Origin of the sequence: Bacillus litorisediminis (genome assembly GCF_022808645.1) — a bacterium.
Taxonomy (GTDB): Bacteria; Bacillota; Bacilli; order Bacillales; family JC228; genus Bacillus_BF; species Bacillus_BF litorisediminis.
In genome coordinates, this window is sequence record NZ_JAKZKT010000010.1 from 35006 (window position 1) to 61185 (window position 26180).

At 42.6% G+C, this 26180-nt stretch carries 27 protein-coding genes and 1 pseudogene; 27 read left to right on the forward strand and 1 reads right to left on the reverse strand.

Annotated features, from left to right (window positions below; translation table 11 throughout):
- The first annotated feature begins 80 nt into the window (after positions 1 to 80).
- The 3 genes from MLE14_RS07135 (at position 81) to MLE14_RS07145 (ending at position 2563) form a co-directional block, all read left to right on the forward strand.
- A complete protein-coding gene (locus MLE14_RS07135) occupies positions 81 to 518 on the forward strand; it encodes a GNAT family N-acetyltransferase (protein ID WP_243297668.1) in 438 nt (145 codons plus the stop codon).
- Between the two features lie 268 nt (positions 519 to 786).
- Positions 787 to 1845, forward strand: coding sequence for an L-threonylcarbamoyladenylate synthase (locus tag MLE14_RS07140; RefSeq protein ID WP_243297669.1), 1059 nt, complete (start codon positions 787 to 789; stop codon positions 1843 to 1845).
- Positions 1846 to 2047: 202 nt separating this feature from the next.
- Positions 2048 to 2563 carry a manganese efflux pump MntP gene (locus MLE14_RS07145; RefSeq protein ID WP_243297757.1) on the forward strand — a complete coding sequence of 172 codons (516 nt, stop codon included), beginning with the start codon at positions 2048 to 2050 and terminating at the stop codon, positions 2561 to 2563.
- Between the two features lie 57 nt (positions 2564 to 2620).
- Here MLE14_RS07145 and MLE14_RS07150 read toward each other — a convergent pair whose 3' ends face one another.
- Positions 2621 to 3472 carry an AraC family transcriptional regulator gene (locus MLE14_RS07150; protein ID WP_243297670.1) on the reverse strand — a complete coding sequence of 284 codons (852 nt, stop codon included), beginning with the start codon at positions 3470 to 3472 and terminating at the stop codon, positions 2621 to 2623.
- A 249-nt stretch (positions 3473 to 3721) separates the two neighbouring features.
- Here MLE14_RS07150 and MLE14_RS07155 point away from each other — a divergent pair, with 249 nt between their 5' ends.
- The 24 genes and pseudogenes from MLE14_RS07155 (at position 3722) to MLE14_RS07265 (ending at position 26170) form a co-directional block, all read left to right on the forward strand.
- Entirely contained in the window at positions 3722 to 4153 is a 432-nt protein-coding gene (locus MLE14_RS07155) for a low molecular weight protein arginine phosphatase (RefSeq protein ID WP_243297671.1), read from the forward strand.
- A gap of 153 nt (positions 4154 to 4306) precedes the next feature.
- Positions 4307 to 4525, forward strand: a pseudogene (locus MLE14_RS22855) (HAMP domain-containing protein); the annotation flags it as partial.
- 12 nt (positions 4526 to 4537) lie between these two features.
- On the forward strand, positions 4538 to 5464 hold the full coding sequence (locus MLE14_RS07160; RefSeq protein WP_449237019.1) for a methyl-accepting chemotaxis protein: 927 nt from the start codon (positions 4538 to 4540) through the stop codon (positions 5462 to 5464).
- Between the two features lie 164 nt (positions 5465 to 5628).
- Positions 5629 to 6075 (forward strand): ribose 5-phosphate isomerase B, encoded by a 447-nt coding sequence (gene rpiB / locus MLE14_RS07165; RefSeq protein WP_243297673.1) that lies wholly within the window; start codon positions 5629 to 5631, stop codon positions 6073 to 6075.
- A gap of 9 nt (positions 6076 to 6084) precedes the next feature.
- Entirely contained in the window at positions 6085 to 6654 is a 570-nt protein-coding gene (locus MLE14_RS07170; RefSeq protein WP_243297674.1) for a TIGR01440 family protein, read from the forward strand.
- 249 nt (positions 6655 to 6903) lie between these two features.
- Positions 6904 to 7821, forward strand: coding sequence for a DMT family transporter (locus MLE14_RS07175; RefSeq protein ID WP_243297675.1), 918 nt, complete (start codon positions 6904 to 6906; stop codon positions 7819 to 7821).
- A gap of 184 nt (positions 7822 to 8005) precedes the next feature.
- The gene (locus MLE14_RS07180; protein WP_390628401.1) at positions 8006 to 8650 is read left to right on the forward strand and encodes a M23 family metallopeptidase; all 645 of its coding nucleotides are present in this window, start codon (positions 8006 to 8008) and stop codon (positions 8648 to 8650) included.
- Positions 8651 to 8763: 113 nt separating this feature from the next.
- Positions 8764 to 9186 (forward strand): NUDIX hydrolase, encoded by a 423-nt coding sequence (locus MLE14_RS07185; RefSeq protein ID WP_243297677.1) that lies wholly within the window; start codon positions 8764 to 8766, stop codon positions 9184 to 9186.
- 131 nt (positions 9187 to 9317) lie between these two features.
- The gene (locus tag MLE14_RS07190; RefSeq protein WP_243297678.1) at positions 9318 to 10562 is read left to right on the forward strand and encodes a serine hydroxymethyltransferase; all 1245 of its coding nucleotides are present in this window, start codon (positions 9318 to 9320) and stop codon (positions 10560 to 10562) included.
- Between the two features lie 229 nt (positions 10563 to 10791).
- Complete coding sequence (gene upp, locus MLE14_RS07195; RefSeq protein WP_243297679.1) at positions 10792 to 11421, forward strand: uracil phosphoribosyltransferase; 630 nt, start codon at positions 10792 to 10794, stop codon at positions 11419 to 11421.
- Between the two features lie 24 nt (positions 11422 to 11445).
- Positions 11446 to 12591: a non-hydrolyzing UDP-N-acetylglucosamine 2-epimerase gene (wecB, locus tag MLE14_RS07200; RefSeq protein ID WP_243297680.1), complete on the forward strand. Its 1146-nt coding sequence runs from the start codon at positions 11446 to 11448 to the stop codon at positions 12589 to 12591.
- Positions 12592 to 12885: 294 nt separating this feature from the next.
- A complete protein-coding gene (locus MLE14_RS07205; RefSeq protein ID WP_279326786.1) occupies positions 12886 to 15138 on the forward strand; it encodes a S8 family serine peptidase in 2253 nt (750 codons plus the stop codon).
- A gap of 54 nt (positions 15139 to 15192) precedes the next feature.
- The gene (locus tag MLE14_RS07210; RefSeq protein ID WP_243297681.1) at positions 15193 to 15333 is read left to right on the forward strand and encodes a hypothetical protein; all 141 of its coding nucleotides are present in this window, start codon (positions 15193 to 15195) and stop codon (positions 15331 to 15333) included.
- A gap of 935 nt (positions 15334 to 16268) precedes the next feature.
- Positions 16269 to 16490, forward strand: coding sequence for an AtpZ/AtpI family protein (locus tag MLE14_RS07215; protein WP_243297682.1), 222 nt, complete (start codon positions 16269 to 16271; stop codon positions 16488 to 16490).
- Between the two features lie 6 nt (positions 16491 to 16496).
- A complete protein-coding gene (locus MLE14_RS07220; RefSeq protein ID WP_243297683.1) occupies positions 16497 to 16889 on the forward strand; it encodes an ATP synthase subunit I in 393 nt (130 codons plus the stop codon).
- A 4-nt stretch (positions 16890 to 16893) separates the two neighbouring features.
- Positions 16894 to 17616 (forward strand): F0F1 ATP synthase subunit A, encoded by a 723-nt coding sequence (gene atpB / locus MLE14_RS07225; RefSeq protein ID WP_243297684.1) that lies wholly within the window; start codon positions 16894 to 16896, stop codon positions 17614 to 17616.
- 57 nt (positions 17617 to 17673) lie between these two features.
- The gene (gene atpE / locus MLE14_RS07230) at positions 17674 to 17886 is read left to right on the forward strand and encodes a F0F1 ATP synthase subunit C (protein ID WP_243297685.1); all 213 of its coding nucleotides are present in this window, start codon (positions 17674 to 17676) and stop codon (positions 17884 to 17886) included.
- Between the two features lie 187 nt (positions 17887 to 18073).
- Positions 18074 to 18589 carry a F0F1 ATP synthase subunit B gene (gene atpF, locus MLE14_RS07235; protein ID WP_243297686.1) on the forward strand — a complete coding sequence of 172 codons (516 nt, stop codon included), beginning with the start codon at positions 18074 to 18076 and terminating at the stop codon, positions 18587 to 18589.
- Positions 18586 to 19116 carry a F0F1 ATP synthase subunit delta gene (locus MLE14_RS07240; RefSeq protein WP_243297687.1) on the forward strand — a complete coding sequence of 177 codons (531 nt, stop codon included), beginning with the start codon at positions 18586 to 18588 and terminating at the stop codon, positions 19114 to 19116. Before atpF ends, MLE14_RS07240 begins: the two co-directional genes overlap by 4 nt.
- A 24-nt stretch (positions 19117 to 19140) precedes the next feature.
- On the forward strand, positions 19141 to 20649 hold the full coding sequence (atpA, locus tag MLE14_RS07245) for a F0F1 ATP synthase subunit alpha (protein WP_243297688.1): 1509 nt from the start codon (positions 19141 to 19143) through the stop codon (positions 20647 to 20649).
- A gap of 35 nt (positions 20650 to 20684) precedes the next feature.
- Entirely contained in the window at positions 20685 to 21542 is an 858-nt protein-coding gene (gene atpG / locus MLE14_RS07250) for an ATP synthase F1 subunit gamma (protein ID WP_243297689.1), read from the forward strand.
- A 139-nt stretch (positions 21543 to 21681) separates the two neighbouring features.
- Positions 21682 to 23103 carry a F0F1 ATP synthase subunit beta gene (atpD, locus tag MLE14_RS07255; RefSeq protein ID WP_243297690.1) on the forward strand — a complete coding sequence of 474 codons (1422 nt, stop codon included), beginning with the start codon at positions 21682 to 21684 and terminating at the stop codon, positions 23101 to 23103.
- A gap of 27 nt (positions 23104 to 23130) precedes the next feature.
- The gene (locus MLE14_RS07260) at positions 23131 to 23538 is read left to right on the forward strand and encodes a F0F1 ATP synthase subunit epsilon (protein WP_243297691.1); all 408 of its coding nucleotides are present in this window, start codon (positions 23131 to 23133) and stop codon (positions 23536 to 23538) included.
- Between the two features lie 946 nt (positions 23539 to 24484).
- Positions 24485 to 26170 carry a DUF6583 family protein gene (locus MLE14_RS07265; RefSeq protein ID WP_243297692.1) on the forward strand — a complete coding sequence of 562 codons (1686 nt, stop codon included), beginning with the start codon at positions 24485 to 24487 and terminating at the stop codon, positions 26168 to 26170.
- Positions 26171 to 26180: the final 10 nt, after the last annotated feature.

Consider the following 26180-nt stretch of genomic DNA (forward strand, 5'->3'; position numbering starts at 1 on the left):
GTATTCTATCATTTTTCAGTTCTAATTAATCTCTTAAATCCATATGTATATGACAAGAGATGAAGAAGAGGTGATAGAATATGGGATATGAATCCAGATTGGCTACAAAAGATGAGGTTGGTTTTTTAAAGATATTTTTGCAAAATGCCGGATTAAGCACAGAGGGTGTGGATCAATTATTTGAATACTTTATTCTTCTGGAGAACGATCAGAAGGAGTGGGTGGGCTGTCTTGGTATCGAACCATTGGGAACGGTCGGTTTAATGCGGTCTTTTGTCGTGATGCCAAATGTAGAAGAAGAGGGGATCTTTCTTCTGTTTGAAAAAATGCTTCAGCTTGCGCAAGAAAAAAATGTACGCCAAATTTTACTGGCAACGAACCGGATGAGCTCGATACCATTCCTGTCAGCCCTTGGCTTTACAGCTGTGGATAAAGCAGACCTGCCTAGCGAACTATCTCAATCAGCCCACGGCAAACAGCTCCTGCAAACCCAAAACGTTACCTTCATGCAGCGCTAGTTGAGGTTCGGCAAGCATTGAAAATAGGGTGGAGCCTGGCAAGTCCCGAAATTTTCGAAGGAATACCACCTGCCACGCTGTGAAATTGGTTTATTGTGCTGGAGCTGTCTTTCTCGAGAATGAGCTGATTGTGGATAAATGTTTTGCAAAAACTAGGAGAATAGTCGTAAAAGCGGGTTTATCCACAGAATTATCCACTTCCTACCCACAAAATGTGGACAAATATGAGGAAAATAGAGCAAAATAAGTGGTGGAAGGGTGTGAACGTATGGGGACAACTCTGTGGATTGTGGATATAAATGTGGATGGATTGTGGGAAACCCCTGAGATTAGACAAGCAGCCAACTTTCTCCGGGAGGGGGAAGTGATTGCTTTTCCAACCGAAACTGTGTACGGTTTAGGAGCCAATGCTACAGACTCAGAAGCTGTGAAAAAAATCTTTGAAGCGAAGGGGAGACCGAGTGATAATCCCCTTATTGTACATATTGCAGACCCAAAGCAAATCAATGAATTAGTAGATGAAGTTACCCCGATTGGAAAACAATTGATTGAAGCTTTCTCCCCGGGACCAATCTCTTTCATTTTTAAAAAGAAAGAGGGCGTATTTTCCGATCTGGTTACAGCAGGCTTGGATACCGTGGCAATCCGTATCCCGGAACATCCTGTTGCCTATGCATTGTTAAAAGCGGCAGCTGTACCGGTAGCAGCTCCAAGTGCCAACCGCTCTGGCAGGCCAAGTCCGACCAGTGCACAGCATGTAATGGATGATTTAAACGGACTCATTAAAGGCGTTATTGACGGAGGTGAGACCGGGTACGGCCTGGAATCAACGGTTGTCGATTGCACGGGGGAGGTTCCGGTTATCTTAAGGCCGGGAAGCATTACTGCTGATGAGATTAAAGAAGTGATTGGCGCGGTAATCGTGGATCCGGCCCTGAAGAATGAAACGGAGGCACCGAGAGCTCCGGGGATGAAGTATCGCCATTATGCCCCTGACCATCCATTATATTTGGTCGATGGAAGCCTTGAATTGCTGCAAAGCTTTGTGAATCAATTTAAAAGGGATGGCAAACGGGTAGGAGTCATCGCCACAAGGGAAAACCTGGCCAAAATCGATGCAGATGCGATGATTGTAATGGGCAGCGAAACGGATCTATCCAGCATTGCTCATTCCCTTTATGATAGTCTTCGAAAAAGTGATGTACTGGATGTGGATGTTCTGCTCAGTCTCTGTTTCCCTGAAGAAGGGGTTGGACAAGCCATAATGAATCGTCTGCGAAAAGCGGCCGGAAATCGGGTGTTGACTGAATCGGATTTATTTGGATGAATTTGAATCGCATGGATAAAAACGCGGGGTGTGCTTGGAAGGAGACCAAGGCGCACCCTGCTTTTTTTATGCATCACTATTTTTCAATTCCCGTTGAATGTGCCTTCTAAAAGATTTCGGACATGCATATGTTAAATTAAGGCAAGTCCAAAGGGGGAAATAGAGAGTGGCAACATTCGGGGAGCTCATCACATTATTATTAATGGCTTTTGCGCTAGGCATGGATGCCTTTTCAGTAGGGCTTGGAATGGGGATGGTCAAGCTGCGGTTAAAGCAAATCGCCTTAATTGGTCTGACCGTAGGGTTTTTTCATATATGGATGCCGTTACTGGGCATGATAACAGGACATTTTTTATCAGACACCTTTGGGCAAGTAGCAAGCTACGCAGGCGGCATATTATTAATCATTTTAGGGATTCAAATGTTTTGGGCAAGCTTTCATGCCGAAGAAACAAGTCCTATCAGGCCGGTCGGAATGGGACTCATTATCTTCGCTGTTAGCGTTAGCCTAGACAGTTTTTCTGTCGGACTTACGTTAGGAATATACGGGGTCCAAACATTACTGGCGATTGTGTGCTTTGGCATTGTTGCAACTGTTTTAACCTGGGGCGGTCTTCTGCTGGGAAGAAAGGTGCAGGGATTGCTCGGGCAATACAGTGAAGCATTAGGCGGAAGTATCCTTTTCATGTTTGGTGTTAAATTGTTAATCCCCATTTAAAAGAGCTTGGATATTGCTCCAAGCTCTCAATCTTTTTTCGGGAACAGCCCTGACCCCTTATTTCACTGGAATCCATATCTCGGAATAATAGTTTGGATCAGTAGGGTTTTCATATGGATAAACCTCCAATTCTGGTGTTCCTGCAAATTCATAGCCGCTTGAAGGAAACCACTCCGTAAAAATTTGTTTCCACACTTTTTGCATCGCATCCGGCATCGGTCCGTGCACTTCAAATACAGCCCATTTGGAAGCGGGTATTTCTAATTCCAGTAACCCCTCTGGTGTATCACCGTTAAAGTCAGCAGCAATCCAGTAGTCCATCATCGGCTCCTTTGTAACCACACATACACCCAGTATCCCGCGAATCTCACCGTTATTCAGCTTTGCCAGCCTATCATTAGTTCCATTGCGGTGAACTTCATCCCACATCAATGGGATTCCCTTCAAATTCTCCTCATTCTCCAATGAAAATTCACGCTTAACTCCGACTACTTTAAACTTGTCTTTTTCTAAAATCTTGACTTGCATTGGTTCGGCTCCTTTCAGACTTACCTGTATCATCAGGCGATTATAAGATTTTAGCTTTCCTCTATACGTTCGGACTTCGCTAGGGGAGATCCCGTGCTGTCGCCGAAAGGCTTTCGTGAAAGCTTCGGGAGTGTCATAGCCATACTTATAGGCTACATCGATTACTTTGCATTTTTGAAGAGTTAGCTCATGAGCGGCGAGTGTCAGACGCCGGCGTCGAATGTACTCACCTACTGTTAAGTCGGTTAAAATGCTAAAAGTCCGCTGAAAATGAAAAACTGAAGAATTAGCTTCCTTTGCAATATCTTCTATCGAAATATCTTCTAGTAAGTGATCTTCTATAAAGTTTAGCGCCTTCTGTATCGATTCAACCCATCCCATATTGCTCACTCCCTACAGTTATCCTACAGGCATTCCGAACCTAAATCCTGTCTTTCTATGCTCTGTTTCGTCAGGTATACATAATTGTTCGAGTTATTTTGAAAAATTCCTTTTTAAAAAGGCTATTCTAGATAAACATACAAGCTATCCATCCGATATAAAAGATAGAAATGAAAAAGATCATCAGATTCAAAGTCTATTATAGGTTCCTTAACTGGGTTATAATGGTAGCAAGAGGAGGATGAGGACATGAAACGTCTTTTGTTCGTCTGTACAGGGAACACGTGTCGCAGTCCGATGGCTGCCGCTATCATGAACCAATTAGGAATTGAAGCAAAATCTGCTGGTATTTTTGCTGCCGCTGGCAGTGATGCATCGCCCCATACAAAGCAGGTTTTATCCGAAAACAACATTGAATACAAGCATGCTTCACAACCGGTAACACCTGAAATCTTAGACTGGGCCACTCATATTTTAACGATGACGGAAAACCATAAGTGGCATTTACTTTCAAGTTATCCTTCGGTCCAAGATAAGACCTTTACGATAAGAGAATTTGTAGATGAATCTGGTGATGTAATTGACCCATTTGGCGGAAGTTTGGAAGAGTACCGCCAAACCTTTTCAGAATTAAATGAATTAATGAAAAAAGTAATAAAAAAATTAGACAATGAAGTTTAACGGAGGGAAACTATCTTGGGGGAACATGTCCACTACAAATTTAGCTTACGCAAAAAATTAATTGCCTTAACGAGTGTTTTGGCGATTATTACCTACTCCACGAGTGCCATCTTTTTATCGGTTTTATACGAGCCAATCACAAAAGCAATTCCAATGAGTGAAACAGCCTTCACCATTTTAACGTTAGGTTTAGGAATTATATGGTCTGGCATATTAACCTTTTTTGCAGCGGGCTGGATCATAAAGCCATTAAAGCGTTTAGAAAAGGCGGCACTCGAAACGGCAGCAGGAAATCTTCATACTGATATCACTATTTCCCAATCAGATGATGAAATTCGTTCCCTTGGATTGGCTTTTCAGCAAATGTCGGCCAACCTAAGAGAAATGGTAAAAGAGGTTGGCGAAGCTGCTCAGGAAACTGCAGATAAGGTACTAGCGATTACATTGGAATCGGAAAGAGCAGCGTCTCAAGCAGAAAGCATTTCCCGCACGATTAGTGAAATTTCCACGGGTGCTGATAACTCGGCATCTTCAGTTCAAACGACAGCTGAATCAGTTGAAGATGTTGTAAAAATCGCAGATAGCGTTCGGGAAAAAGCTCAATCCACAAAGGCAGTTTCTGAAAACATGGTCCAAGACCTGAAAAAGAGTACAGAAGTTATTCAGTCTTTATTAAAAGGGATGGGGGAGCTCTCTCGCGAAAATGAACAGTCTTTAACGGTTGTTAAAGAACTCGAAGATCACGCCAAAAAAATCGGTCAAATTATCAAACTGGTAGGGGACATCGCAGAACAAACCAATCTCCTTGCCCTCAATGCTTCGATTGAAGCAGCTCGTGCTGGCGAACACGGAAAGGGTTTTGCGGTTGTTGCTGAAGAAGTCCGCCATTTAGCCGATGAAAGCCAAAAAGCGGTATCTGATATTTCAAAACTGATTCAAAGCATACAAGCCGAGGTTCGTAACGTTGTTAATCAGATTACAGCACAAGTGAAAAAAGCCGAAGAAGAGACAAACAAAGGAAATGCCACTCAAACGGCGATGGAAGAAATGGCAAGCACAATCCATGAAGTTGCCGAATCGATTCAAGCTATCTCTGATCTTGTTGAACAGCAAATGGAACATATCAAGGATACAGCTACCCAGTCACAAGAAGTGGCAGCCATCGTAGAAGAGACATCAGCGGGCGCCCAAGAAGTAGCAGCTGCTACTCAAGAACAAGCACGCGTTATTCAACATGTTGAAGAAATGGCCAATGAATTAAAGCAACAAGCTGAAAAATTAAAACAAGCGATAGCGAAATTTAGCATATAATACAAATCCCCCTTTCTGTGAAGGGGGATTTACATTTTTCATTTCATGTGGTGCCCGGCCGACCTGCGAAGTTTTTGATTTTTGGCTGGTGACGTTTCCCTTTATAATTATAAAAATCTATGCCACAATAATGGTAGCAATACTAATTTAAGGAGTGACCTTTTGTGAAGGTTGTCATTGCTTCAGATCATGGAGGAATCAAATTAAGAGAAGAAATTAAATCATTATTAACGGAATTAGGAATTGAATTTGAAGATATGGGCTGTGACTGTGAAACATCGGTTGATTATCCGGACTATGCGCTTCCGGTTGCGCAAAAGGTGGCCGACGGAGAATTTGACAAGGGGATTTTGATTTGCGGGACTGGAATCGGGATGTCGATTGCTGCTAATAAAGTGAGAGGGATTCGCTGTGCCCTTGTTCATGACGTTTTTAGTGCAAAAGTGACACGTGAGCATAATGACAGCAATATCCTTGCGATGGGTGAGCGAGTTATCGGACCTGGGCTAGCCCGTGAAATTGTCCGTACCTGGTTATCAGCTGAATACGAAGGCGGCCGTCATGATAAACGGATTGGCAAAATTAAGGAATATGAAGAAAAGAATGTATAGGGTGTCTATATGGATTGGTTAAAAACGTGCCAAGAAGATTGGAAAGACATCCTTCACGACTTTGAATCTAAAGTGTCCTTAAACCAAATGCAGATCCTTGTCATTGGCTGCAGCACAAGTGAAATTGCCGGAAAAAGAATTGGAACAGCCGGAACCGAACAAGTCGCAGAAATGATTTTTAAAGAGCTTCAAAGCCTTAAGGAACGAACAAGGGTCCATCTTGCGTTTCAATGCTGTGAACATCTAAACCGCGCACTTGTCGTAGAAGAAGAAACCGCTGAAAAATTCGGTTTAGAGGAAGTAACGGTCGTCCCTGTTCGCAATGCAGGCGGCGCGATGGCCACCTTTGCTTACCAAAACTTTAAAAATCCTGTGGTTGTGGAATCGATAAAGGCTCATGCTGGAATTGACATCGGAGATACGTTTATTGGTATGCATCTTAAGCCTGTTGTTGTCCCTATTCGCACGGAGAAAAAGCAAGTAGGGCATGCGCATGTGACGTTAGCCAAAACAAGACCAAAACTGATCGGCGGCGAACGAGCAGTTTACGTAGATACCCGGGAAAATAAAACTTGTTAAAATATAAAGACTCCTGTGCTTATATTTAGCGGGAGTTTTTTAAATTGGCTGTTTTCGCAAAGACTGTTGCTAGTGTATATATTTTTTAAACCCGATTATGCTCAACTTCCTCCCTGCACGAAAGCAAGTGTGCCGGAGCGCAATGGAACGGACATGTTCGCCTCCATAAAAAACAAAAAGTATGGGAAAACAGCCTTTCATTTTTAAGGTATAATGCTTATATAATGATTTGAAGCAGGGTGAGACAATATGAATAAAAATGTACTGGGCGGGATTTGTTTAACAGCAGCGGCGAGTATTTGGGGCGGAATGTATGTAGTCAGTAAATATTCATTAGACGAGATTCCTCCATTTGGATTAATGTGGCTTCGCTATTTGCTAGGATTTGGACTCCTTTATGCCATATTAAAAGGAACCCAAAAAGAAAAACGGCCCTTCCGGAAAAGCGATTGGCTTCAATTTGCCTGGATCGGATTCATCGGATATTTCATCTCGATTTCTGCCCAATTTTGGGGGACAAAGCTTTCCAATGCAAGCATGGGCTCTTTAATTACGTCGGCGTCCCCAGCCTTTATTTTTATTTTTGCCTGGCTCCTTTTAAAAGAAAAATTAACAGTAAAAAAGCTAACAGCTCTCTTTCTTTCGACAATCGGAGTAATCATGGTCATTGGTCTGTCTCCAAGCCAAACCGAAACGGCCTTTTTAGGGAATCTCATTCTAGTTATTGCAGCCGTTACCTGGGCTCTTCTGTCGGTCTATGTAAAAGTCGCTTCAGCGAGTCATAGTTCCCTAGTGATTACTACATATGCGGTTGGATTTGGCCTGCTTTGGACAACACCTTTCTTTATTTGGGAGGCCATAACCGTGGAATGGAGCTTTTCGTCGCCATTGCTGCTGTCTTTGTCCGTTCTCTACCTCGGCATTGTTTCAACCGCGGGTGCCTTTTTCTTATGGAACAAAGGACTAGAACTGATGGAGGCCGGAATTGGTTCTTTATTCTTCTTTTTTCAGCCGCTGGTTGGGTCAATCCTTGGGTGGCTCATTCTCAGCGAAGACCTGTCGTTTAACTTTTTAATCGGGGCAGTGCTGATTCTAACGGGCGTTGGCGTTGCCACCTATCAGCGAACCCGCAAAGTAACAAACAAGATAAACATAGTAAAAAATTAAACAGAGGCCGCATATCGCGGCTTCTTTTTTATGCATGAAAAAGATGGAGTTAACCGAAAAAATGGTGTTCTCGTGCAGATTTTACCTAAAAAGTGGAATTAGAAAGGACGGACCGCGAAAAAGTAAGCTTCATATACTGGTATATAGGTACCATCATGTGATAGGAAAGGAGATGGTCATTCTGTTGATATATCCGACCGACGTCACTCGGGTGACTAGCGGATTTCGTACCTCAGCACGGCCGAACCACTTTGGTGTAGACTTTGCAGCACCTGGGACACATGAAATTTATGCAGCTGCAGATGGTACAGTTTCCAGATCCTATATATCCAGCAGCTATGGCGAGGTTATTTTTATTGTTCACGTCATCGACGGACAAACGTGGGAGACAGTATATGCCCACATGCGTGAAGGCTCAAGGCGCGTAATGGAAGGCGATCGAGTCCGGCAAGGACAGGTTATCGGAATTATGGGAAATACTGGCGACTCAACTGGCCAGCATCTACACTTTGAACTTCATAAGGGGCGATGGAATATTAATAAAACAAATGCTGTTGATCCTTTACCGTATTTACAGCAGGCGCAAATGGATGCAAGAAGATACCGTTTGGTAACAGGTACCTTTTCTAATGCAGAATCTTTTGCAGAAGCGATTAGGAAAATGAGAGCCGAATTTGATTGGCTTATATATGAAAAGGCAGATTCTACTGAATTGAACCCAAGCTATCGGATTGTAACCGGTACATTTGTTGGAAGAGCGTCAGCCGACCGGGCTGCACAGCAGATTCGTCATACATTTGGGTGGATTGTCTATGTCCAGGAAGCCTGATATTGAAGAATAATAGCCGCTATCGAGCGGCTTTTTATTTATGAAAAATATATCAACTACAAGAATTAATTGATAAACTGATCAAAAGAGAGCTTGATGAGGAGGGGTATCCTATGTTTATTGTAAACGTAGAAGCGGCAATCAAAAAAGATCAGAAATGGTTAGTGATCCAAAGAGGACTAAAGGAAGAACATGGTGCTGGTACGCTTTCACTTGTAGGCGGAAAAGTCGACCAGGAAGGTTCTATTCAAGATGTTTTGGAAGCAACGATTAAGCGTGAGGTAGAAGAAGAGGTTGGCGTCACGATTACAGATAACATCCAGTATGTACATAGCACTTCCTTTGTAGCAGCGGAAAATATACATGTTATTGACATTGTGTTCCTATGCGAAATAAAAGAAGGAGACCCCTATCGTAAAAGTCCGGAAGAAGTCGAAAATATTTATTGGCTGACTACAGAAGAAATTATGGACCATCCGGATTCTCCGCCTTGGCTGAAGGAAAGCATCAGGCGAGCAGAGCAAATTACCCGATAAGTTTTTTAAATAGAAAAAATTGATAGACCTTTTCAACAAATAAGACGTAGAACGGCCCTATATTTTCGTGATACAATAGGGACGCATGTTTAGAATCGCAAAAATTTTTGTGCTATAAGGGGGAAGTATCAATGAGCCATATTAAAGAACAGGACTTACAAGTGTTTGAAGCAATCCAGCAAGAATTGGGTCGTCAGCGTACAAAGATTGAATTAATTGCCTCAGAAAATTTCGTTTCAGAAGCGGTTATGGAAGCACAGGGCTCTGTTTTAACCAATAAATATGCAGAAGGCTATCCAAGCAAACGTTATTACGGCGGTTGTGAATATGTAGACGTCGTAGAAAATATTGCAAGAGACCGTGCCAAGCAAATTTTTGGTGCAGAACACGCAAATGTTCAGCCTCACTCTGGAGCTCAAGCAAATATGGCGGTTTACTTCACTATTTTAGAGCCAGGGGACACTGTACTGGGAATGAACCTCTCACATGGAGGTCACTTAACACACGGAAGTCCTGTTAACTTTAGCGGGATTCAATATAATTTTGTAGAGTATGGGGTCGATCAAAAAACGCATACCATTAGCTATGAAGATGTTCTGCAAAAGGCAAAAGAACATAAGCCAAAGCTAATCGTTGCCGGTGCAAGTGCGTACCCTAGAATCATTGATTTTAAAAAGTTTAGAGAGATTGCCGATGAGGTCGGAGCATATCTGATGGTCGATATGGCTCATATTGCTGGATTAGTGGCAGCAGGACTGCATCCAAATCCGGTTCCTTACGCAGACTTTGTTACAACTACAACGCACAAAACACTGCGCGGACCACGCGGCGGTATGATTCTTTGCAAAGAAGAATTCGCGAAAAAAATTGATAAAGCGATCTTCCCTGGAATTCAAGGCGGTCCCCTCATGCACGTGATTGCGGCAAAAGCAGTTGCATTAGGGGAAGTCCTGCAGGAAAGCTTTAAGGAATACGCACAAAATATTATCACGAATGCCCAAACCCTTGCAGATGCACTGCAAAATGAAGGCTTAACTTTAGTTTCTGGCGGAACAGATAATCACCTATTGCTAGTCGATGTTCGTTCTCTAAATCTGACTGGTAAAGTAGCTGAAAAAGTGCTAGACGAAGTTGGAATTACTGTAAATAAAAACACAATCCCGTTTGATCCGGAAAGTCCATTTGTCACAAGCGGAATCCGGATTGGTACAGCGGCTGTGACATCCCGCGGCTTTGGAAAAGAAGAAATGGCAGAAATTGCTTCAATTATCAGCCGTGTTCTAAAACATCATGAAGATCCAGCTGTTTTAGAAGAAGCTTCAAAACAAGTCGCAGCTATAACAAGCCGTTTTACGCTTTATCCGGAAAGAGGATAATGATGCCCACAACCCTCAAACTCCTAGACGAGTTTGGGGGTTCTTTGGGTTTGGAGAGTTTTATCAAGTGCTCTCGATCTGCGGTTTCCTGCCGGCTACAATTTCATGACATTTTTTTATCATTATTGCCGGGTCACTTTTTTTTCTGTAAAATGAGACGAAGTGTGTAAAATATGGATAACGGAAGTTTACGGACCCACCGTTACCTTGAAGAAAAGGAGAGATTTTTTTGGCTAAGGTATATGTTTTCGATCATCCATTAATCCAACATAAATTAACGTACATACGAGATAAAAATACAGGAACAAAGGAATTCCGCGAGCTGGTAGATGAGGTCGCGACACTAATGGCATTTGAGGCAACAAGAGATCTGCCGCTCGAAGAAGTTGAAATCGAAACACCAGTGAGTACAGCAAAAGCAAAAACCTTGTCTGGTAAAAAACTGGGGATTGTACCAATTTTACGGGCAGGAATCGGAATGGTAGATGGGATATTAAAACTGATTCCAGCAGCAAAAGTTGGACATATAGGGCTATACAGAGATCCAGAAACGCTTAAGCCGGTTGAATACTACGTCAAGCTTCCTTCTGATGTAGAAGAACGCGATTTTATCGTAGTGGACCCTATGCTTGCAACAGGCGGTTCGGCTGTTGAAGCGATCAATTCATTAAAAAAGCGCGGAGCCAAAAACGTCAAACTAATGTGTTTAATTGCAGCGCCTGAAGGGGTAAAAGCTGTAGAGGAAGCCCATTCAGATGTAGATATTTACATCGCTGCTTTAGATGAGAAGCTCAATGATCACGGATACATTGTACCAGGATTAGGAGACGCGGGCGACCGCTTATTCGGAACGAAGTAACAATCAAGAAAGCGGGTGGAACAAATGGACCGACCAATTAAAGTGATGACGATATTTGGGACAAGGCCTGAAGCGATTAAAATGGCACCGCTTGTCCTAGAATTAAAGAAAAGACCGGAGCAATTCGAAACGATAGTAACCGTAACCGCCCAGCATCGGGAAATGCTGGACCAGGTTCTTGAGATTTTTGGCATTGAACCTGATTATGACCTGAATATTATGAAGGACCGCCAAACTTTAGTGGATATCACTACGAGAGGCCTTGAGGGTCTTGATCAAATCATGAAGAAAGCAAAGCCTGATATCGTGCTTGCCCATGGTGATACGACAACCACCTTTATTTCTGCATTGGCTGCTTACTATAATCAGATTCCAGTCGGGCATGTCGAAGCAGGTCTGCGGACTTGGAACAAATACTCCCCGTATCCGGAAGAAATGAATCGTCAGCTGACAGGAGTAATGGCGGATTTGCACTTTGCGCCAACGGAAAAATCCGCTGAGAATCTGCGCAATGAAAATAAGCCAAAAGAAGCTATTTTTATAACAGGCAACACTGCGATTGATGCCTTAAAAACAACAGTTAAAGAAGACTATCACCATGAAATTTTTGATAAGATTGGCTCTGACCGGCTTGTGCTGATGACTGCTCACCGCCGCGAAAATTTAGGGGAAAACATGAGAAGTATGTTTAAAGCGGTAAAACGAATTGTAGAAAATCACGAGGATGTTCAAGTTGTATATCCGGTTCACTTAAATCCGGCAGTGCGCGAAACGGCAAGCGAGATTTTAGGAAATGATCCGCGCATTCATTTAATCGAACCTTTAGACGTCATCGATTTCCATAACTTTTTATCCCGCAGCACGATCATCCTGACTGACTCAGGCGGAATCCAAGAGGAAGCGCCTTCTCTCGGAAAACCTGTACTCGTGTTGCGTGATACAACAGAACGTCCTGAAGGCATCGAAGCTGGTACGCTTAAGCTTGCAGGTGTTGACGAGGATACGATCTATAATCTCGCACATGAACTATTGACGAACGAGCAAGAGTACGAAAAAATGTCAAAAGCTTCAAACCCATACGGCGACGGACAAGCTTCTGCGCGAATTGCGGAAGCGATCCGCTACTATTTCAAACAAACAACAGAAAAGCCGGAATCTTTTAAGGCATAAAGGTGAAAGAGCGAAGACTCGGGAAAGGGTCTCGCTCTTTTTTTATACTTTTTTAACTGTTGGCGCGCGAAAATCTCGGTTACTGCGCGAAAATTTCCATTATTGCACGAAAATGCCAATTAGTGCGCGAAAATCTCCATTACTCTCTGAAAATCTCTATTATCGTGCGAAAACCAAACTCATCAAACCGACATTCTTAACTCATGCACCTATTTTGCATATTCTTCCTAAATTAGGTAAGTCTAATTAAAAGTGAATTTGATATTTCAATCAGCATGAAATAGGGGTGTCCTCATGAAACGGTTTTGGCTGTGCTTCATTTTCCTCAATCTGTTAGCAGGAAAACCGGCAATGGGACTGGAGATTCCGCCATTACCACAAGAAAATCTGGAAGAAGAAAAAATTGCGATCGTAATTTTAGAAAATAAAATGAGCAAGGAAGAAATTGACCAGTTTCTGAAGAATTATCCTAGTTTGCAAGTCCGCTATCATTTTACCGAAGCCCTAAATGGTTTTTCCGTAAAAGGGAAAGTAAAGGATTTAAGACAATTAGATCAGGTCCAAGCAATTTCACTTGTTTCAGAAGTCAATCCATATCACGCTATGGGGGAAGAGAGCATCGATCACATTGGGGGAGACGACGTACGCTCCTACTTTGATGCGACCAATCAGCGCCTTACAGGTAAAGGGGTGACTGTTGGAGTGATTGACACCGGCATCGATTATACCCATCCGGATTTGCGGGGAAACTTTGGCGGGGGCAAGGACTTCGTTGATGGCGACTCAGACCCGATGGAAACGCATAGTAGCCGTGCGTTAAACACCTTTCATGGAACTCACGTGGCAGGCATTATTGCCGCAAATGGAAAACTTCAGGGAGTCGCACCGGAAGCGACTATTGTTGCATACCGTGCTTTGGGTCCAGGCGGATTTGGAACGACTGAACAAGTAATCGCAGCGATTGAGCAAGCGATTAAAGATAAGGTGGATGTCCTGAATTTATCACTTGGAAGCAGTGTAAATGGACCTGATTTGCCGGTCAGCATCGCTTTAAATGAAGCAGTGAAAAAGGGTATCGTCGCAGTAACCTCAAATGGAAACACAGGTCCAAACCGTTGGACGGTCGGTTCCCCGGGAACGGCCTCAAAGGCTATTTCAGTAGGGGCCTCGACCCCTCCGTTAAAAATTCCGGTCCTTACTTATGGAATGGATAAGAAAGAAATCACATTGCAGCCTCTAGTCGGTTCAGAAAGATGGACGATTGAAAAAACATATGAACTGATGGATGGCGGACTAGGCAAACCCAAAGATTTAGAAGACGCCTTTGGTAAAATTGCCTTAATTGAAAGAGGGGAAATCACCTTTACCGAAAAGGTAAAAAACGCACAAGAGAAGGGCGCGGAAGGAGTTATTATTTACAACAATTCCGACGGCTCATTCGTCGGAAATCTCGAGGAAGAACTATCAATCCCAGTGGCTTCTATATCAAAAAAGGAAGGAAAAACAATTTTAAAAGACCTTAAAAAGGGTGAAGCGTTGGGCCATATATCTTTTAAAGAGGAAGAGGATATCCTCGCCGATTTTAGTTCACGCGGACCTGTAACCGCTACATGGGATATCAAACCGGATGTTGTGGCACCGGGTGTCGCAATTAACAGCACAGTGCCAAAAGGATATCTGTCCTTACAAGGGACAAGCATGGCAGCTCCCCATGTTGCTGGTGCCTGTGCCCTCTTATTGCAAGCCCATCCGGACTGGACCCCTGAGCAGGTAAAGGCAGCTTTGATGAATACAGCTAAGGTTTTAACTAAAAATGACGGAGATACGTATCACACCTTTGAACAGGGAGCGGGACGGATTCAACTGCCCGAAGCCATTCAAACGGAAACCTTAGTTCTGCCTGGTTCACTTGTTCTTGGAAAATATACCGACATGAAGGGCCTCGAAACGCGTTCGGCCCATGTAAAAATCCAAAATGTCGGAGAGAACGATATCACATATAGCTTTTCGGTACCCGGACACAGTGATGTCATTCGCTGGCAATTGCCGCAGTCATTTGAATTAAAACCGGGAGAAGAAAAGGAGGTAACGGTTTCCATGACTCTTTTGGAGCCAGGTGAAGAATCGATTTATGATGGATATTTGGAGCTGAATGCGGGGAAACAGGTTATATCGATTCCTTACCTGTTTGTCGTAAATGAACCAGATTATCCGCGCGTTATGGGATTCTCGATTGGACCAGGGGACGAACCGAATGTATGGAAATACGAGATGTATCTCCCGGGTGGTGCCGATGAAATGGGAATTGCTTTATATGATCCAGATACATTGAAGTTCGAAGGATTTTTAGATTGGAAACGAAACGTCCATAAAGGCATGGTAAGCCGAGAATTGGCGTTTGACAAGCTGCCAAAAGGATATTTTAAAGCAATAGTATTTGCCAAAAAAAGCGGACAGCAAGACATTGTGGAAACCGAAATTTATATCCCGGTACCAGGGGATCGGCGGATAGGGAGTAATTGGTTGGCACCGAGGATGGCAGAGTGATGCGGGTTATGGGAGGAGAGGGAGGTTGGGTTTTCGGAAATGGGAAGGGCGGAGTTGAGTATGGAAAAGGGTGTTGGGGCAGGAATAATGAGTACGGAGTCCGGAAAAGCGGGTGCGGGTGTCCGGAAAAGCGGGCGCGCGAGTCGGGAATGGTGTGTGCCGAGTCCGGAAAAGCGGATGCGGAGTCCGGAATAATTGGTGCGAGTCCGAAATAGCGGATGCCGAGTCCGGAATAGCTGGTGCGCGTGTCCGAAAAAGCGGTGGGAGAGTCTGAATAGCGGGTGGCAGAAAACAGGGGTTGAGTGCCGGAAAAAAGGGTGTGCACCTATAAACTATGTGAAAATACGGTTTTAAATAGAGTCCGAGTCCGGTAACCGGGCACTAAGTTCGGTTAAAAGGGTTTTCAGTTCGGTTTAAGGAATTTTAGTTCGGTTAACTATACTCTGAATTCGGTAAATGAGAACTGAGTTCGGTTAAACATGGAGTTAGTTTGGTTAAACAGGCTCCCAGTTCGGTTATCTGTCCCTGAGTTCTTTAAACCTTTGCTGAATTTGGTAAAAAGGACCCGTCTCGAGGAAAAATGTGTTATTTTTAGGTATTATAGAGTGCAGTCACCAGAAAAACTAAGCCATTTACAGGTGAAATCGAGTCAGACGCCAGACAACAACTGTGCCATCCGCAATAACCCTAGCCGGACACCACCAGAAAATTCCCGGCTACATACAGTCACCAGCCAAAACCGAGTTCTTTCCTACACAACCCGAACCATTTTACAAAAAGCCGGTTAAAAGAGACTAAACTCTGTCAAACCCACGCCAACGGATCCCTGCAGCCCCAACTGAGAAAACCCGCCCCCATCCATAGGCCTTTCTTCCCTATTTTTCGACAAAAAACGCCTTTATCAAAATACACGAAAAAGTATGAAATATCTGCAATATATCTGAATTTATGACCAATTTGTGAACAACCAGAATGTACATGTTCACTTTCTCACGATATCAATTGACATTGCCAAACCCCTATTGTATGCTAATCATTGGTATAGAATGATAAGGTTTTCAAAACCCCGTTTATACTAATAAATCTGTATGATTTACCACCGTAAACACTCCATTTAAGAGGTCAGTTCCATGAAGAAGAATGACCACCATCCATTTCGCGCTATGGCTCTTATGTCGGCTATACTCTCACAGTTAGTAGGCTGTATCCTGATCGGACTTTTTGGAGGCAGATGGGTCGACAAAGCAATCGGTACGGAGCCATTATTCCTTATTATTGGACTTCTTTTGGGGTTAACAGCGGGGATTTACAGCATGCTTCAGTTGATTCGCCATTTTAATTCAGGAGATTAGAGTGAAATGAACGAAGACCTAACCGCCATTTTTATGAGGGGACTAAAATATATATTCTTTTTGCTCTCCTTCTATGTGCTTGGGTGGGGTTTTACACCGTATCAAACGGTTTTTGCAGGTCTGGTTTTAGGGACAACCCTCAGTCTCTTTAATTTTTGGACATTGGTGAAGAAAACGATCCGTTTCGGTGAAGCTGTTGCTCAAGGTCAAAAAGCAAAGGGGCTCGGCATGCTAGTAAGGCTGGCAACGGCTGCTCTTGCAGTGACAATCGCTATGCGTTACCCGGAATTTTTTGATCTGATCAGCGTTATTATTGGATTAATGACATTTTACATTGTCATTATGATAGATTTATTACTTCAATCTATACTCAAAAGAAACAACGGGGAAGAGAGGTGAAATCATGGATCATGAAGCACCGATAAGAGAGGTCGAGCTTTTTGGACTAGTCATACCTTTTAACCTCTCAAACATACTTATGATCACGGTTGCATCCGTTATTGTTTTTGTAATTGCAGTCTTATGTACACGTACTCTCGCAATGAAACCAACAGGCGCTCAAAACTTCTTAGAGTGGGTAGTTGATTTTGTTCGGGGTATTATCAAAAGTAACATGGACTGGAAAGAGGGTGCCCGATTCCATATTCTCGGGCTAACACTCATCATGTATATCTTCGTATCAAATATGTTGGGTCTTCCATTCGCCATTACGTTCAATCACGAACTTTGGTGGAAATCGCCTACAGCTGACCCAGTTATTACCCTTACTTTATCAACAATGATTATTGTCTTAACTCACTATTACGGGGTAAAACTGACTGGTGTGAAGCACTACGGAAAAACCTTTGTAAGTCCGTTTCCATTTTTGTTCCCATTTAAGCTTATTGAAGAATTCGCAAATACCTTAACGTTTGGTCTGCGTCTTTACGGGAACATTTATGCAGGTGAAATCTTGCTTGGAATGCTTGCAGCGGCAGGGTCTGCCAGTATTTTGGGCGGAATCTTAAGCTTTATTCCATTGATGGCATGGCAAGGATTCAGTATCTTTGTTGGTGCAATCCAATCATTTATTTTTCTTATGTTAACGATGGTTTATCTGGCTCATAAAGTGAGTCACGACCATTAATATATTTTTCATTAGAAATAAATATCATTTTCAAACATATTAAGGAGGAAATTTATAATGAATCTTATTGCAGCAGCAATTGCAATTGGTTTGGCAGCGGTTGGAGCAGGTATTGGTAATGGTCTTATTGTTGGTCGTACAGTTGAAGGAATTGCTCGTCAACCAGAAGCTCGCGGTATGCTTCAAACTACAATGTTCATCGGGGTAGCCCTAGTAGAGGCTCTTCCAATCATCGCCGTAGTTATCGCGTTTACAGTATTGGGAAGCTGAGTAAATAAGACAAATTTCAAAATGGCGAAGATCATTCGAATGAGTTCCTTCGCCATTCCTTTATGTAGATGTACTGAATTTAATTGTTGAAGAGAACAGGAAAAGCAGTATAACCAAAGCTCTTGTTCTCTGATTGACGTAAACATTATCGAAGAACCTAAAGGACTCTGAAGGGAGTGAACGATCCGTGTTACTTGAAGGACTAGCCCTTAATGCAGGCGGTTTTACCTGGGGAGACTCCATTTACCAGCTATTTGCATTTTTAGTACTAATGCTATTGCTAAGTAAATTCGCCTTTAAACCGCTTATGAAGATCATGAAAGATCGTGAAAGTCACATTGCGAATGAAATCGACGCAGCTGAGAACAGTCGTCGTGAAGCTAATAAACTCTTAGAAGAGCAGCGTGAGCTTTTAAAAGAAGCAAAACAGCAAGCTCAAAGTTTAATTGAAAATGCAAGAAAGCTTGGTGACGATCAGCGTGAAGAAATCGTCAAGGCTGCCAGAGCAGAAGCTGATCGTATGAAAGAGGCGGCAAAACGAGAAATCACACAAGAAAAAGAGCAAGCGATTGCTTCTCTTCGCGAACAAGTGGCCAGCCTTTCTGTTATGATCGCTTCGAAGGTTATTGAGAAAAACCTTTCTGCTGCAGAGCAGGAGGATTTAATCAATCAGTTTATTAAAGAGGCAGGAGAAGAGCGATGAGCACAGTTTCTAAAAGATACGCCCTAGCTCTTTTCCAGCTTGCACAGGAACAAAACCTGATAGATACCATTGAGTCAGAGCTTCGTGCTGTGAAACAAGCAATCACAGATACTCCCGAACTATTGGCTCTCCTCAAAAATCCAAGACTTTCTTTAGAAAAAAAGAAAGAATTAGTGAAACAAATCTTCACTGACTGTACACCATTCGTACAGCATACTCTAATGCTTTTAGTAGATCGCCATCGTGAAAATGAAATTGTTAACATGGCCTCTGACTTCGTTGCTTTAACGAATGAAGCAAAGGGTACTGCAGAAGCGACCGTTCAAAGTGTCCGTCCGTTAACAACTGACGAAGCAGACGGAATTTCTAATGCATTTGCTCCTAAGGTTGGAAAGAAAACACTTGAGATTACAAACGAAGTGGATACTGACCTTCTTGGCGGACTCAAAATTAGAATTGGAAACATCATCTTTGACGGAAGCCTACAAGGAAAACTAGAACGCCTTAAGCGTGAACTTATAAGCTAATAAATGTAATAAGGGGTGAAATCCGTGAGCATTAAAGCTGAAGAAATCAGTGCACTGATAAAAAAGCAGATTGAAAACTATCAATCTGAACTAAAAGTTACCGAGGTTGGTACTGTAATTAGAGTCGGTGACGGTATTGCTCTTGCTCATGGCCTTGATAATGTCATGGCTGGTGAGCTATTGGAATTCTCTAACGGCGTTATGGGAATGGCGCAAAACTTAGAGGAGAACAATGTCGGTATCGTTATTCTTGGACCATTTACTGAAATAAAAGAAGGCGATGAAGTTCGCCGTACAGGAAGAATCATGGAGGTACCAGTTGGTGAACAGCTAATTGGCCGTGTTGTAAACCCTCTAGGTCAGCCAGTTGACGGACTAGGTCCAATTGAGACTACAAAAACCCGTCCAATTGAAAGTCCAGCTCCTGGAGTTATGGATCGTAAATCTGTTCACGAACCACTTCAAACAGGTATCAAGGCGATTGACGCCCTTGTGCCAATCGGACGTGGTCAGCGTGAATTAATTATCGGAGACCGTCAAACAGGTAAAACATCTGTTGCCATCGATACAATCTTGAACCAAGCGGATCAAAACATGATTTGTATCTATGTAGCAATCGGTCAAAAAGAATCTACAGTTCGTACAGCTGTTGAGACTTTAAGAAAATACGGAGCACTTGATTACACAATCGTTGTAACGGCTTCCGCTTCTCAACCAGCTCCGCTTCTTTACCTGGCTCCTTATGCTGGGGTAACTATGGGTGAAGAATTCATGTACAACGGCAAGCACGTATTAGTTGTATATGATGACCTTTCTAAACAAGCAGCGGCTTATCGTGAGCTTTCCCTATTACTTCGCCGTCCTCCAGGTCGTGAAGCATATCCAGGGGATGTATTCTACTTGCACTCTCGTTTATTAGAGCGTGCGGCGAAATTAAGTGATGCGAAGGGTGCAGGTTCTCTTACAGCACTTCCATTCGTTGAAACACAAGCTGGAGATATCTCAGCTTATATCCCAACAAACGTTATTTCCATTACAGATGGACAAATTTTCTTGCAGTCTGACCTATTCTTCTCTGGGGTTCGTCCAGCGATAAATGCCGGTCTTTCTGTATCACGTGTTGGTGGTGCAGCGCAAATTAAAGCGATGAAGAGCGTTGCCGGTACACTTCGTTTGGATCTTGCATCTTACCGTGAGCTAGAATCATTTGCTCAATTCGGATCTGACTTGGATAAAGCAACTCAAGCGAAATTAAACCGCGGTGCACGCACAGTTGAAGTCTTAAAACAAGATCTTCACAAGCCAATCGCTGTTGAAAAACAAGTTGCCATTTTATATGCCCTAACAAGAGGCTATTTAGATGACATTCCAGTAAAAGACATTCGTCGTTTTGAAAACGAAATGTACAGCTGGATGGATGCAAATAAAGCGGATGTTCTAAAGCAAATTCGTTCAACAGGAAAACTGCCTGAAGGCGATGAGCTAGATCAAGCGATTACAGAATTCAAGAAAACATTTGCCGTTTCTGAATAATGGATGGGCACTAGGAAAAAGGGTGGTGAAACAAAATGGCATCATTGCGCGACATAAAGTCTCGTATTAATTCTACGAAAAAAACGAGCCAAATTACGAAAGCGATGCAAATGGTTTCTGCCTCTAAATTGAATCGTGCAGAATTAAATGCAAAGTCTTTTGTTCCCTATATGGAAAAGATTCAAGAAGTCGTAGCGAGCATTGCCCTAGGCAGCAGAGGCGCATCACATCCGATGCTAGTAAGCCGTCCAATCAACAAAACTGGTTATCTTGTTATTACCTCTGACCGCGGACTTGCCGGTGCATATAATGCAAACATTATCCGCCAGGCATGGCAGACGATTCAAAAGCGTCACAAGTCAGCTGATGAGTACGTAGTCATTACAATTGGTAGAGTTGCGACCACTTTCTTTAAGAAAATGGGCAGCAATGTAGTACAAGAAATTACTGGTTTACCGGATCAGCCATCTTTCGCTGATATTAAGGAGATTACTTCTAAGTCAGTAGGGTTGTTTCAGGATGGAACGATTGATGAATTGTATCTTTACTACAGCCACTTTGTAAATACAATTCAACATGAAGTTCACGCAAAGAAACTACTGCCATTAACTGATATTGCAGCTGAGAAAAAGCTAATCTCTTATGAATTCGAGCCAAATGAAGAAGAGATTTTAGAAGTATTGTTGCCGCAATACGCAGAAAGTCTCATCTATGGCGCATTGTTGGACGGTAAAGCAAGTGAGCATGCTTCTCGTATGACAGCTATGAAGAATGCTACAGATAACGCAAGTGAATTGATTAACTCATTAACATTGCATTACAACCGCGCACGTCAGGCAGCCATTACACAGGAAATAAGTGAAATTGTTGCTGGAGCAGCGGCTTTAGAATAGAAGGACCTAAAAAATGGAATAAGCGCAAATAGGAAAGCCTTGGACATAGCCTGCTTTTTCAATACTGTGACCCAGTCAGAACAGTTGATGGCGAGCAAAGCCAAGGCGCCTGCGCTATTCGTACTAGGAGGGAAAAAGGATGAATAAAGGTAAAGTTCTTCAAGTTATGGGTCCGGTTGTTGACGTAAAATTCGACAGCGGAAACCTTCCAGAGATCTATAATGCCTTAAAGATTCAATATAAAGCACAAAATGAATCTGAAAGAGACATCGATCTTACACTTGAAGTAGCCCTTCACCTCGGAGACGATTCGGTTCGTACAATTGCGATGTCTTCCACAGATGGTCTAAAACGTAATATGGAAGTAATCGATACAGGTGCACCGATCAGCGTTCCTGTAGGTGACGCAACATTAGGACGTGTATTCAACGTATTAGGTGAACCAATTGACTTAGCTGGTGATGTTCAAGAAGGGACTCGCCGTGACCCGATTCACAGAGAGGCACCTACATTCGAACAATTATCAACAGAAGTTGAAATCCTTGAAACAGGGATTAAGGTTATTGACTTATTAGCACCATACATCAAAGGTGGTAAGATTGGTCTCTTTGGTGGTGCAGGTGTAGGTAAAACGGTATTAATTCAGGAGCTTATCAACAACATCGCACAAGAACACGGTGGTATTTCCGTATTCGCCGGTGTTGGTGAGCGAACTCGTGAAGGAAACGACCTTTACCACGAAATGAAAGATTCAGGCGTAATCAACAAAACAGCGATGGTGTTCGGACAAATGAACGAACCGCCTGGAGCTCGTATGCGTGTTGCGTTAACTGGATTAACGATTGCGGAATCCTTCCGTGATGATCAAGGTCAAGACGTACTATTCTTTATCGATAACATATTCCGTTTCACACAAGCGGGTTCAGAGGTATCCGCCTTGCTTGGCCGTATGCCATCTGCCGTTGGTTATCAGCCAACACTAGCAACAGAAATGGGTCGCTTGCAAGAACGGATTACATCTACAAACGTTGGATCTGTAACATCTATCCAAGCGATTTACGTTCCTGCGGATGACTACACAGACCCAGCGCCAGCAACAACGTTCGCTCACTTGGATGCAACAACAAACCTTGAGCGTAAACTTTCTGAGATGGGAATCTACCCAGCCGTGGACCCGCTTGCTTCAACATCTCGTGCATTAGCACCTGAATTCGTTGGAGAAGAACACTACAATGTGGCACGTGAAGTTCAACAAACTTTACAGCGTTACCGTGAGCTTCAAGACATTATTGCGATCCTAGGTATGGATGAATTAAGTGATGAAGACAAGCTTGTGGTACACCGTGCTCGTCGTATTCAGTTCTTCTTATCACAAAACTTCCACGTTGCTGAACAGTTTACAGGTCAGCCAGGTTCTTATGTACCTGTAAAAGAAACGGTTAGAGGCTTCAAGGAAATTCTCGAAGGTAAACATGACGATCTTCCTGAAGATGCATTCCGTCTCGTTGGAAGAATCGAAGAAGTAGTAGAAAGAGCTAAAGCCATGCAGGAGCAAGCTTAAATCACACACCAGCGAGGAGGATAAGCCATGAAGACAGTAAATGTCCATATCGTGACTCCCGACGGTCCGGTGTATGAAGCTGACGTAGAAATGGTCAGTACAAAAGCTAAAAGTGGTGAACTGGGGATTTTGCCTGGTCACATTCCAACCGTGGCTCCTTTAGCGATTGGCGCCGTCCGTTTAAAAAAGGGTGCCCAAACTGAATTAGTAGCTGTAAGCGGCGGATTTTTAGAAGTCCGTCCTGACAAGGTAACGATCCTTGCTCAATCAGCTGAAAAAGCAGAAGATATTGATGTCGCTCGTGCCGAACAGGCAAAAAAACGTGCGGAAGAACGACTAAACGCAAGCAAACAAGACAACATCGACTTCACACGTGCTGAGCTTGCTCTAAAGCGTGCAATCAATCGAATTAATATTTCACAAAATCGATTCTAAGCAAAATCCTTAAGAATGCTGCCGGGTTGCAGTGTTCTTAAGGTTTTTTTGTTTGATTTATAGACATAAATGACAAAAACAGCGTATGAGGCAGAAGTGCTCGTCATACAGGTGATGAACCACCCAAAGCAGCGATCCGTATGCAAAAGTGACCTTTGAAACAGGACATCAACCACCATATCAAAGTGAACCCTACCGTTTGTAAAGTCAACTGCGTTTCGTACTAAGTGAATAAAGATGGACTGGATTGAGCTTCATTCGTACAAATTGTTTGTGGGGGATAGAGGAGCGTATGTCTAATTCGCAGTAACGGAACAGGTACCCAAGTACAAACGGATCCTGGTTCCGCTATTTGAGGTAAAACGGGTATTTTTCAAAGGTTATCGGTCTCTGATTCCGCTATTTGCCGCAAAACTAGCAAATTTTGAATGATATTGGGCAAATAGCGGAACGTAAATCCGCTTCGCTCTACAAGACGGCGTATTTTTAAAAAAATAACGGAACGTAAATCCGTTAAGGAAAGCAAAAAGCAAATGGAACGAGCACTGGGGAAGCTGGTCCCGTGTCTCGCACCGATTTCAAGTCAAGCTGCGAAAGTTTAGTTATGAATCAAACAACACCAGCAAACAATTCGCCCCATTTTTTACCCACAAAAATGGAATGTTACCCAGGCTTGGACAATATAGTATAAGAGTAAGAGACAGGCACCAAATTTGTAACAAAAATGTAACCTATATTTTCATGAAAATGCATGAAAATACAAGGAAATTTTTCCTAATTTCTTTAATCATATCCAGTAATGTAGGTCTTTGTAACTGTTTATGTAAAAGATTTTGTATTATTTTGTAAGAATTATAGAAATTTTGTCGAATATAGATTACTATTGTTAAGTATGCATTATTGTTACAAAAATATTTCAAAACTAAGATAAAAGGGAGGGCCTCCTATGAATAATGAGAATCAGGGGAGACAAGAAGTGGCTGCTGGCTTAGAAGCAGCACCTAGAAAAACAGGTTCAAAGAAGTGGATTATGTCATCCATCATGGCTGCGGTAGTATTAGTTTCTGCCATCGTTGTATATGGTTTCATGTCTAATAAGTCACCAAAGGAAGCCTACTTGCAAGCAGAATATAATTCATTTGTGCAAGCACAGGAAACATTCGAAGAAAACTATGGGGATTTACTTGAGCTTCAGGAAAAAGCGGAATCAGAAAGCTATTCGTCTCAGCTAGATATTAGCGGAAATTTTGACGTTCAATTAGAAACTCCAGATCCAACTTTAATGATGGTTCAAGGATTACTCGAGCAAATTAATATTTCAGTTGATACACAAACCGATGTAAAAAACGAACAAAACTATGTAAAACTTGGAGTTGAACTGCAGGGAACTACGGTTGCAGATGCTGAAATGATCCAGTCTGGTGATCAGGTTGGAGTAAGAGTACCGTTGGCTTACAGTGATATCTTATACCTGGACACCACTCAATTCGGTGAATTTATGCGCCGGATTGACCCTTACTATGTGGGTCCAGACACTCTAAACTTAGATACTATTAAACTAAGTGATTTAAAGCTTACGGATGATGAAAAAGCAGCTTTAAAAGAAACATACGGAAAACTTTTAATTGATCAATTAGCAGAAGAAAACTTCACCCGTGAAGACGGTGTATCTGTTGATATTAAAGGGGTTAATGTTAAGGCTGATAAAATTGAATTAACCCTATCTGAAAGTGAAGTTAAATCACTTCTAAAAGAATTCTTAACAACTGCAGCAGAAGATGAAACTTTACACAATATCATCATTGACCGTTATCAGTTGATTGTAGAAACAGCACAGCTTGAAGCAGATCCAACAGTTACCCTTTTATCGCCAGAGGATTTAAAGGCTGAACTGGTTGCCGGATTGGAAGAAGCAGCAAACAATGTAGATCAATTAGTACTTGAATCTGGCATCAAATCAACGATATGGGTAAACTCTGATGAGCAAATCGTGCAAAGACAAATTATGTTTGAAGTAGCAGGTGTTGAACCTGTAGAAGTAGTATTATCCACATACAATGTTGAAAACGACGGAAAACAATTGAAAGAATTTAAAGTCAATGCAAGCGGGGCAGAGGATACAGGCGGATATTTAGCGATTACATCTGAGACAGAAGGAGAAGGCACTGACCGCAAAGTAAAAACAGACATAGCACTGAACGCAAAAGAATTTGGTGAAGAAATCATAAATGCAGTGTTTACAATCGACTCTGCTTATGAAGCAGGCAAAGGAAATGAAGTGAAGAGTGTTCACGACTTTAACTTAGACCTGGGTTCTGCTCTCCTTGCTCAGTCAGGCGGCTTCTACTTGAATGGTACAGTTGAAGATACAAAGGACATTAATTTAAAAGACGATTATGCTAACCAAACGACTAACGTAACAGTAAATGTAGGGGACGACTACCAAGGCGGAACCATCGAATTAAAACTAGATTCGAAAACGGAATTCAAAGCGATTGAGATTCCAAGCTTAGAAGGCGGAGTGAATGTGATGGAGCTTTCTGACGAGGAGCTTATGAGCTTAGCAGAAGAAATGATGTACAACTTAGAAAACGCAGTTAACGGATTAATGGGACAATTTGGCGCATTCTAAAACTGAATGT